Origin of the sequence: Lysinibacillus sp. ZYM-1, assembly GCF_001308875.1 — a bacterium.
GTDB lineage: Bacteria > Bacillota > Bacilli > Bacillales_A > Planococcaceae > Lysinibacillus.
Map to the genome: position 1 here is coordinate 34386 of NZ_KQ465124.1, position 10797 is coordinate 45182.

Consider the following 10797-nt stretch of genomic DNA (forward strand, 5'->3'; position numbering starts at 1 on the left):
GCTGTACATATTTTACTATTCGTAAAAGAAAAATAATTATACTGTTGAACTAAAAAACTATTTTTAATTATTTTTACCAAATGGCTTATTAATCTATCTAAATAGTTATAAAATAAAAGTTGTTATTGATCAAAATACTCTATACGGAGTTGGGTAAAGGGATGGGGAAATGAAAGGCATTTATCAGTTTAAAACACTTAAAGCAAAAATTTTAAGTGCATTTATACTTTTGTTAGTTTTAGTCGTTAGCTTTACAGCCTACACTTACACTTCCAATACAGCTATGGAAAGACAAGCAAAGGCTTTAGTAAAAGAAGATTTAGTAGTACTCAATGCAAGTAATAATTTAGCACTCTCTATGAGTGTCCGATTGTCAGCAGCTTTAAACTATGTGTTAACCGGAGATGAAAAATATAAGGAAACGTTTAATGAGTATCGTCAAATAGCTGAGGATAATAATGCGATTCTAGACAAATATGATACATCTGAGGAACGCAAGAAAACTGTAGAACTTGCACGTGATTGGAGCCAAATTGTGAAGACAGAAGTATTCGATGTCTATCAAAAGGGCAATAAGGAACTAGCTTTAGAAAATTTAATGGATACCCAAGATCTCGTGTCGAACGTACGTAATGGCTATGAACAGCTTGCTAATGACCGTGAAGAAGCCATTACAGCTGTTGGTAATGATGTTGTAACAACGAGCTCTACCAATCGTACGATCGGTATTATTTTCAGCTCTATCTTAACGATAATTGGTATTTTAATAGCCATTATTACAGCTAGTACGATTTCTAAACCTATTAAGGTTGTGGCAAATCGTATGAAGGAACTAGCAGATGGTAATTTACAGCTTGACCCATTAACTGTAAAAACACGCGATGAAATTGGAACGTTAATGTCTTCAGCAAACGAGATGAATGTTCAATTAAAGCAAACCATTCAATCCATCTATACGGTTTCTGAAACCGTAGCAGCAAGTAGCGAGGAGCTAGCGCAATCTTCCAATGAAGTACAGGCAGGTACTGAACAAATTACCGTGACTATGCAGGAGCTTGCTTCAGGCACAGAAACGCAAGCCTCTACAACGGGTGATTTAGCAGAAACGATGACAGCGTTCAAACGCAGTATTCAAGAAACAACACAAGAAGGTACCGAGCTAAAAGATCATTCTAGCCAGGTTCAAGATTTAACGATTAGTGGCAAAAACTTAATGATTCAATCGACACAACAAATGGCCGCTATTAATGAAATAATGTTAGATTCTGTGAAAAAGGTTGAAAATTTGAATGATCAGTCTGCTGAAATCTCCAAACTGGTTTCTGTGATAGATGATATTTCCAACCAAACCAATTTACTCGCTTTAAATGCAGCTATTGAAGCGGCACGAGCAGGTGAACATGGTAAAGGCTTCGCCGTTGTAGCAGATGAGGTCCGCAAGCTTGCCGAACAAGTGCAATTCTCAGTCACTGATATTTCAACAATCGTCAACCGTATTCAAGGTGAGACAGGTAATGTCACTACTGCCTTACAAACAGGCTATGAGGAAGTCAAAAGAGGAACAGCACAGCTTGATCAAACAAGTGAAACATTTGAACAAATATCTAGTGCTGTCGAGGATATGATTGATAATATTACTACTATCTCCGATAATTTAAATCAACTTGCCAATGGTTCAGAATCGATCAATGCTTCTATTGATGAGATGGCTTCCATTTCACAGGAATCTGCTGCTGGAGTTGAACAAACGACAGCGACTGTGGAGGAAACGGCCGCTACTATGGATGAAATAGCTCGAAGCGCTAATCAGCTCGCTGGGTTAGCCGAGGAATTAAATGGCCAATTAAAACAGTTTAAAATTTAAAAGAACGATGTTAAAAGCTATCTCAATTTTTTCTAGATTTGAGATAGCTTTTTATCTTTTCATTATTGCCAATGTCTAATTGGAACTCTTTCCAGCTCATGGCGCTTAATAATGACACTTATCTTTTGAAACCATTTCTCACATAATTCCATTGCTTCTTCATATTCTTCCTCATCTCTCGCTATAGGATGTTCACCCTGATCCATAAAAATATACTCTAAAATAGGCTCTGATAAATGATCGACTACAAATTTTAATGATAGTTGTGAAACGGTATCATCCTCTTCCTCTTCTTCTGCTAAATCCTCCTCTTCCCCTAACAACGAGCCGCTCATTAAGTAATTTTTAGTTCTGAGGACAAACATTTCATCCTCCATCATAGCTACTTCATAGATTTTACTAAACGGAATTTCTATTATTTTAAGTTCTTCCTCTAACTCTTCCCTTTGAGCGAAGATAAGCATATTTGTATGTTCATTTAACAATAGCCCCTTTAAAGCATCCTCAGATAATAGGCATTGAGTATGAGGGATCGCCTTCATCTCCTCCTCACTAGCTTCCTTCATTTGTGCATAATTTTGTGATTCCACATAACGCTCTTTTATATACCGAATAATTCCTATACTCACTAACGCTAGCCCGATTAAAAAAAATAGCTGCTTAATAACGGCTAGTTCAATCGCATTTGCTAGAAAAAGATAGATAATCCCTAATAAAATGAAGAAAATAATTTTCATTCATATCCCGCCTTTATGAAGATAATCGCTAGAGAAATAGTTTAATGTACTAGCAATCTATTCATGAATCTATCTTTTCATACTTATTTCTCCATCATAAAAAAACATGAGATCGATGAATGTACAAGGATCTCATGTTCTCTATTAGCGACCGATTAATTCTTCTTTACTGCCTACGTCGTCTAATGTTTTATCTTTTTCTATTTTGTGCATCTCAAGGACATGCTGTGATGGTGGCACTAGAAGGCTTACTACTACAATAGTAATCCCTGTTATTACAACACCTGAAAATACTGGTGCTTGCCATAATTCATTTAATAGACCAAGGAATCCTTCTGATTGGATGGTCAAACTAGGCACAAATGTCAATGAAGTAACAATGTAATAGATTAGGCCAACGGATATACTTGCCCATACAGCAGGTGTACTCACACGTTTCCAAAATGGTCCTAACAAAATTGGCCAGAATATCGTCACAAAAATAACATCCCATGCTAAATAAGCTAAATCAATAACTTTTTGGAAGCTAACCGCTAACACTAAACCTAATAATGCACTCGCTAGAATGACAGAGCGTGAAAATCTTAATAGCTTTTTAGGATCAGGATTACGATTAATAAAATCTAAATAGATGTTCTTTGTGACAATCCCTGAAGTCGCTACATAACATGCGGCAACCGTGGACATCCCCATAGCTGCCATCGCTGTTAAAAATATAGCTGCCAATAAAGGTGGAAAATAACCTTGTGCAAAAGTAAGCATCAATGTTTCTGGGTTAGCACTATCAGGATAAATAGATTTAAAAGCTTCACCCAGCATTCCTGGAATCCAGCTAATAGCAATAACAATAGTCCCTGCAATAATCATACTACGCTGTGCTACTCTTGGACTTTTCGCTGCTGCTACCCTTTGACCAAGGTCAACTGCCGGAATGTCCCCAAGTGCTAAGACAAGATACAACGTCCAAAACTCCGCTCCAGCCTTCTCAAACAATGTACTAATATTCCACCAGTCAGGGTTAAAGGTAACATCTGGATAGTAAAATAAAATAAAGATAGTAATTCCTAAAATACCTGCTACCGCAAGCGCACCCTGTACTATCTCTGTATAAGCGACTGCCCATAAACCACCTATAACCGAATAAATAGCTGTTAAGGACACAAATAGAAGTGCTGCAGGAATGAAGTCAATTTGTAATAGTTGCTGAATAATATATGTACCACCAACCGTTAACGCAGCCGCATTAAAAACACCAAAGGCGATAGCCATTACGACACCTGTATAGGCGCCTAACTTTTTACTACCATAGCGTAGACCATAGTAATCTGCTAATGTCCAGCCCTTTAAACGACGTAAAGGCTTTGTCCAAATGAGTGCACCAAGAATCATACAAGTCCCTAAGCCACCCATTGTTGCTGATCCTTCAAAGCCTCCACTAGTATAACCCGAGCCAACAGCTGCAAAAAAGAATGGTGCAGCTAATAAGGCAGCGACTAAACTTCCTGTAACAACTGAAAGAGGCATACTCCATCCAGCAACAATTAAATCCTCTGCTGTGTTGACACGTTTGTACCCTTTATATCCAATATAATAAATAAATATTAAGTATAAGCTAAAGATGATTATATTTAACATGCTCGTACTCCTTAGTTTTCCATTATCCGTTCATTACAACGCCACCATTAGGTGTTAATATTTGACCTGTATAGAAATTAGCATGTTGAGAAGCTAAAAATAACACGCTTTTCGCGATTTCTTCTGGTTGGGCTAAACGTTTTAATGGGTATTTCGCGGATTCTTCCTCTACATAATTGTCTCCAAACTCTTTTAAAATGTCCGTAAATGTACCACTTGGAGCTACTGCATTGACAAGTACTGTTGGTGCTAATTCTCTAGCCAAAGCTTTTGTAAAAGCATTGATAGCACCCTTTGCGGCAGAATAATGTGTAAATTCTTCACATCCTAAGCTACCAATATCGGAAGAAATATTAATGATTTTCCCTGTATTGCGTTCTTTCATTCTTTTAGTAGCCTCACGGCAATTATAGAAGCAACCATATAAATGAACTTTAATCATTCTGTCCCATTGTTCATCCGTTAGATCGGTAATGCTGGATGCCTGTGCAAACCCAGCATTATTCACAAGAATATCAATTTCTCCTAAATGCTTGTCCATAAATTGATACATCTCTTGCACTTCCTGAGAATTAGAAACATCCGCATGGAATGTAAAAGCTTTAACACCAAACTTTTCTGCTTCTACACGAACAGCTTCCGCTTCATGCTCATCCCCAATATAATTGATTAAAATATTTGCCCCGTGTTGGGCAAAGCCAAGTGCAATGGCTTTGCCGATCCCTTTACTAGAGCCTGTAATTAAAACATTTTTTCCTGTAAAATTAATGTCCATTTTGATCATTCTCCAATTTGAATTTTGTAACAAGCTCTTGTAGTTCTTCTGCAGTTTTTCCAAGCGCCGAAGATGCATCTTTCACTTCTAGCATTGTTGTTAACTGCTCCTGTGTAGATTTCGATACATTGGAAGAGAAATCAGCTGATAATTCTGCAGATTGTTTAATGTTATTAACAGATGCAGCCACTTCCTCTGAGGAAGCAGAGATTTGTTGAGAGGCCGCTGATATTTCCCGAATTTGATTAGCCACTTCTTCTGAGGAAGTAAGAATTTCTTTAAAGATTTCTCCCACCTCATTTGTAAATGTCATACCTACTTTTACATCTTCTTTGCCTTTTTCCATGACAGTTAAAGAAGCATTGGAATCTGACTGAATCGAACTAATTAAATTATAAATTTCAGTTGCTGACTGTGAAGATTGCTCAGCCAATCGTCTCACCTCATCGGCTACAACAGCGAAGCCTTTACCGTGCTCGCCCGCTCGTGCTGCTTCAATGGCTGCATTCAACGCTAAAAGATTTGTTTGGTCCGCAATAGCCGTAATTAAGCTAACAATTTCACTAATTTTTTTAGTATTGACATGTAATCCGTTAATAGTTGTTCCAATTTGCTCAACTGAATCATTGATTAATTCCATTTGTGCAATCACTTGATGCACAACTTGATTGCCTCGTTCAGATGCTTGTGATGCCGAAATAGAGGATTCAGCCGCTGTGTTGGCAGAGTCAGCAATTTGCTGAATACCCGTTGCAGTCTCCTCCATAGCAGCCGCCGTTTCCTCTGTCATCGTCATAGAAGATTCTGCATTTTCGGTAATTTGTTTCACATCATTGGCAATATTAGTGGAACTGTTATAACTCTCACCAGCATTCACGGTTAATTGAGTCGCTGCAGAAGAAACATGATTCGATGTATTTCTTATGTTTAAAATAATATGTTGTAAATTCGCAACCATTGTTTGAATAGATGCTGATAAATTGCCGATTTCATCTTTGGAAATATCTAAATCAACATTTGTTAGCTCCCCATTCGCTACTTGGTTTGCCACATTTACCACTTTCTGAAGTGGCTTTAATAAACGATCTATAATTATGTAAACTAAGATTAATAGAATTAAAATTCCGATAATTGCAATGACAATTTGCTTAATAACACTTGCTTTTATAATCGTATTGATATAGTCTGCGGAGTAATCAATTCCTAATAGGGCTATCAATTGTCCATTATCATCTTTAATCGGGCTGAAAACTGTTCTCCATGAGCCAAATGGATCCTCGAAAATATCTGTTACCTCAGTACTATTATTTTGAATGGCTAATTTAGCTGTTTCCACATGTTCATCAGCTAAATCAGTGAAAATTTCACCCGCATCATAAACCTCATTTAAATTAGATGTATAGCCAATTGGATTGACTCCACCTTCATCCTGTACATCCCAAATATAACTCCAGCTCATAATGCCTTGTTGTTCTTGAATCATATCGAGTTGTTTTTGTACCTTCGTAAATTTCGCGTTCGTTTCTCCCTTTTCAGACAATAAATCTTTCACTTCATCACTGTCTAAATTCATGGCTGTTAACAAACCAACGCTTTTTAACTCTTGTTCCAAATCAACTGTCATCCGATTATTTAATTCTTTAATACTTTGAGTAGTAATGACCGCTATAAGTAGTAAAACAACAATCGAAACCGTCAGTAAAAGCTTGTTTTTTAATGAGATGTTTTTCCACAATTTCATGACTTTTCTCCTCCTTAAATGTTTTTCACAAAAAATAGCCTATTCCGAAAGAAATAGGCATAAAAAGTACTTAAACTAGAATTTAATGGATACAACTAGCACTCTTTTGCAACCCAGCCATCTTAGCAATCATTGCCTTAGACCTGCAGCTTTGCGTCTTTACTTTTCAGTAAATTTGCCTATCTTTTCCCTCCCAAAATTAACACAATGGGTAAAAGTAGTCAATGCTACCAGCTTGAAATATACATATTTCATACTATTTTTAACTTTGATGTCATTTGTTCGCGTTTAATGAACAAAATAAAAACAGCTACAACATTTATTCATGTTGTAGCTGCATATTTTCCCACTTACCCCTAAGTGTTTGAATAATTTATACGTTTTGTGTGATAAGTAATACAGATGGTATAAAAGATAGTGCAAACATAGCCATATACCATAACGAAGTACGTCGTAATGAAAAACGTATTTTTTTTCGTTCTGCATAAAAAATATCTAACATAACTGCAACTATAAAAGGCATTGTAACACATGCAATAGCTACTAATAAGATGTCAAAATAAATCATACAAGCACCCCTTTGTTTGTGAACATTTTTCATCTTTTTTGTGAACATTTTGTGATAAATTAATTGTACACAATTTCGTCACAAAATGTCAACTATTTTTAAAGAAAAAAATGGTACTTTATGATTGATTTTGGCAATATTAGTGCGTTATTCTCTATATTTATATGTCAAGCCTCTTAAAAAATTTCGAACAAATGAATCGCCACATTCTTTATAATTACGATGACTTGGATTTCTTAAAATCGCACCTAATTCACCTTTTGAAACTTTAATCCCACCATCATATAACATTTCAAGCATGTCCTCAGTTGTTAAAGCTAAGGCAATTTTCACTTTCTTTAATAGCATATTATTTGGGCTTTCTTTCCCCGACACAGGTAGTGGTCCTTCTGACTGTCCTGCCTTTGGTTTTTGCGGACCACGTTTAAAAGTAATCAATCCATTTAAAAAAGCTTCTAGCATTTTGTTATTACAGTTAATGTATTCTTCTGGTGCATCTTCCTCATCATTAACCTTAAGAAGCATGTTTAATATTTCTTCCTTCGTATAGTCCATGCCACCTAGCTTAAATATTTCCACCATATCTACATTTTTTATATCTAACGCATAGCGTAAACGAATTAGGATATCATTATTCGTCATTGATAAATTCCTCCTTATAATCAACCTTCTTTAGCAAAGAGCCAGGCTTTATTATAACAGACAGTTTGCTCATTTTAGCTTGATTTCCACAAGTTGTTGCTGTTAGCAATTAGCGTGTGCGTTTCCTTCTTTTTAAATGTATGAAAAGTTTATTTGCAACCATTCTAAATGCAAGGAGGTGAGAATAATGGCTAACAATAATCGTAGCTCAAATAAACTTCTAGTGCCTGGTGTACAAGAAGCCGTGAATCAAATGAAATATGAAATTGCACAAGAGTTTGGCGTTCAGCTTGGGCCAGAAGCATCTTCTCGCGCTAATGGTTCCGTTGGAGGAGAAATTACAAAACGCCTCGTAGAAATCGCTGAGAAACGTTCAAAAGGTTTATTATAATTAAAAACTAACAAGAAAAGAACGAATCCCTCTCCTTTTGAAGAAGTGGAATTCGTTCTTTTGTAATGGATAGGATTAAGCTGTTTGCAAGTCCTCAGTTGAGCCTTTTAGCGTTAGCATGACCATAAAGGAAATGCAATATAGTGCTGCTAAGTAAATCATTACGACTGTCATATCATAACTTTGTAAAATATAGCCGACAAAGATTGGTGAAAATCCTCCTATTGCTCGACCAAAGTTAAAAATTGTATTTGTTGCTGTACTACGGATTTGCACGGGATAGAAGCTACTAATTAATGCACCGTAACCTGCAAACATCCCATTAGAGAAGAATCCTACAATTGCACCGCCCATTAATATAGCTACAGCTCCTGTCGCAAAGGAGTACAGAAATACGGCACATGCAGAGGCCAATAAAAAGATACCAAATGCACGTTTCGCACCAAAACGATCCATAAATCTTCCAAAAGTGAGCATGCCAATAATCATGCCGACTGCAGTACTAATTGTCCACAATGCAGAGCTTGAAACAGATAAACCTTGCGATTTTTGAAGCATTGATGGTAGCCAGATCATCAGGCCATTATAGCCTGCAATTTGAACTGTTGCCATTAATATTAAGGAAAGAGTCGTCATAGTGACACGCGGTGATGCAAATAGCTGTGCCAATTTCCCTTTTTTTTGCTTGTTGCTTTGATTATTTTGTGACGCCAGCCATTCTGGTGATTCATTAAGATTTTTTCGTACGATAAAGGCAAAGATCACTGGTAATACACCAACAAAGAATAGCGCTCTCCATCCTAATGTTGGTAAAATAACAGCACTTAATAAAGCTGCTAATATTACCCCATATTGTGCACCTACACTCACATATGAAGATGCTCTTCCTTGTTTATTTTTTGGCCAAGCCTCGGCGACAAGCGCCATTCCAATACCGTACTCCCCACCAGCACCTAGTCCAGCGATAAATCTATATACATAAACTTGTTCAATACTTGTTGCTACTCCTGTCAGGGCTGTACCGATTGCAAACAAAATGATGGTATATGTGAACACTTTTACCCGACCATACTTATCTGCAAGCACACCGAAAATAATCCCACCTAAGAGCATGCCAATATTTGTGATGGATGAAATTAATCCACCCGTTGCCAGATCAATGTTAAATTCTGCAATAATCATTGTCATCGCAAAAGAAATAAACATAATGTCCATTCCTTCTAGCGTTAACCCAGCCACTGAAGCGACCACGGTTTTTTTACGATAATCCATTCTTTCTAACCTCCAGGTTTTGTTATCTTTCTCTTTTAGTGTGTCGAGTGAATGGATTATAGCTGTCTTGTCCATTCTCTTTTGAAGCCTCACGGGACTTCCTTTAAAAGAGGTGTATTTGAACAAAAATAAAAGCCCTTTAGTCCGAGAAGACAAAAGGGCATGCCAAAGCAAAGATATTATAAGCCTAAGAATATCATGTAGCCCTTTTCAGCCTCTCTGGACCGTATTAAAGGTAATTTATTTCGTTCATTTATACCGTTCTACATTCTATAAGATTATGCATAAAAAAGCAATGGTTGAATAGTGGAAACTAACTAGCTAACTCAATAAAGTTTTGAGCAAATTGATAGATGACATGAGCCGGTACAGCCAAATTAAGATTCTGACCATCATCAAAACCAGCTGTAATTAAACCGACCAACCTCCCTTGCATATCCAATAAAGCACCACCGGAACTTCCGTTTGAAATAGCAGCTGTAAATTGAACCATAGACATTTTTCGTATATCTCTAAATCCCGCAACAATTCCATCAGAGACTGAATTAAATAAACCGAGAGGACTGCCAATCGCTACAATCTTTTGTCCTCTGACTAAATGACCATCCATTTTAACAGGTAAAGGTTGGCCTGTTCTGTCCACTTTCAAAATAGCCAAATCATGTATATCATGATATTTCACAAATTGATGAGTAATATATTCGTTTGGATCATTTTCATATAGCACTGAATAATAGTCCCCACCACCTACAACATGCAAGTTCGTCAAAATATAGCCATCGCGATGGAGAACAACTCCAGAGCCAAAACATAACACCTTACCATCTGCGCCAAATGTCTTTATCATGACAACAGACGTCGCTAAAGAAGCCAACTGTTCATAACTACACTCTTCTGTAGTAACCATGCTAGAACTAGGGGTTGGGAGAATCGTCGGTTGTTGCGGTGGTATGCTTTTCATCGAGAGCATTTTAGGGATTATGAATTCTTTTTCATAGCAATCAGGACAACTCTGCAAATTAGATGATGCTGCTATGATAGGATACAAATTAGTGATATCCCCTTTAGGATTCATATAGCATATATCGCAGCCAAGTGTCGATAAGAAATATAAGAATAATGATTCATGCTGCGTAATGTCACCTATAAAAACAATTTTAGAGGATGCTTGA

Annotated in this window: 10 protein-coding genes and 1 riboswitch; of the genes, 2 read left to right on the plus strand and 8 right to left on the minus strand. The window is 36.9% G+C overall.

Features of this window, described 5'->3' with window-relative positions; genetic code table 11:
• Positions 1-169 precede the first annotated feature (169 nt).
• Positions 170-1864 (plus strand): methyl-accepting chemotaxis protein, encoded by a 1695-nt coding sequence (locus AO843_RS15290; RefSeq protein ID WP_054611953.1) that lies wholly within the window; start codon positions 170-172, stop codon positions 1862-1864.
• Between the two features lie 62 nt (positions 1865-1926).
• Here AO843_RS15290 and AO843_RS15295 read toward each other — a convergent pair whose 3' ends face one another.
• The 6 genes from AO843_RS15295 to AO843_RS15320 all read right to left on the minus strand — a co-directional run bounded on the left by AO843_RS15295 (position 1927) and on the right by AO843_RS15320 (position 7962).
• Positions 1927-2601, minus strand: a complete 675-nt coding sequence (locus AO843_RS15295; RefSeq protein WP_054611954.1) for a hypothetical protein — start codon at positions 2599-2601, stop codon at positions 1927-1929.
• Between the two features lie 144 nt (positions 2602-2745).
• Entirely contained in the window at positions 2746-4236 is a 1491-nt protein-coding gene (locus AO843_RS15300; RefSeq protein ID WP_054611955.1) for a sodium:solute symporter family protein, read from the minus strand.
• Positions 4237-4258: 22 nt separating this feature from the next.
• Positions 4259-5011 carry an SDR family NAD(P)-dependent oxidoreductase gene (locus tag AO843_RS15305; RefSeq protein WP_054611956.1) on the minus strand — a complete coding sequence of 251 codons (753 nt, stop codon included), beginning with the start codon at positions 5009-5011 and terminating at the stop codon, positions 4259-4261.
• Entirely contained in the window at positions 5001-6752 is a 1752-nt protein-coding gene (locus tag AO843_RS15310; protein ID WP_054611957.1) for a methyl-accepting chemotaxis protein, read from the minus strand. Before AO843_RS15310 ends, AO843_RS15305 begins: the two co-directional genes overlap by 11 nt.
• Before the next feature lie 104 nt (positions 6753-6856).
• Positions 6857-6942: riboswitch (cyclic di-GMP riboswitch) on the minus strand.
• A 183-nt stretch (positions 6943-7125) separates the two neighbouring features.
• Positions 7126-7320, minus strand: coding sequence for a hypothetical protein (locus AO843_RS15315; protein ID WP_054611958.1), 195 nt, complete (start codon positions 7318-7320; stop codon positions 7126-7128).
• 147 nt (positions 7321-7467) lie between these two features.
• Positions 7468-7962, minus strand: a complete 495-nt coding sequence (locus AO843_RS15320) for a YehS family protein (protein ID WP_054611959.1) — start codon at positions 7960-7962, stop codon at positions 7468-7470.
• Between the two features lie 187 nt (positions 7963-8149).
• On the opposite strand from AO843_RS15320, the gene AO843_RS15325 reads away from it, so the two are divergent.
• Entirely contained in the window at positions 8150-8353 is a 204-nt protein-coding gene (locus AO843_RS15325) for an alpha/beta-type small acid-soluble spore protein (RefSeq protein WP_008173624.1), read from the plus strand.
• A 75-nt stretch (positions 8354-8428) separates the two neighbouring features.
• On the opposite strand, the gene AO843_RS15330 is transcribed toward AO843_RS15325, so the two are convergent.
• Both AO843_RS15330 and AO843_RS15335 read right to left on the minus strand, forming a co-directional pair.
• On the minus strand, positions 8429-9625 hold the full coding sequence (locus AO843_RS15330; protein ID WP_054611960.1) for an MFS transporter: 1197 nt from the start codon (positions 9623-9625) through the stop codon (positions 8429-8431).
• A gap of 313 nt (positions 9626-9938) precedes the next feature.
• Positions 9939-10797, minus strand: an 859-nt coding sequence (locus AO843_RS15335; protein WP_231630168.1) for a S1C family serine protease, incomplete at its 5' end; no start/stop codon positions are given.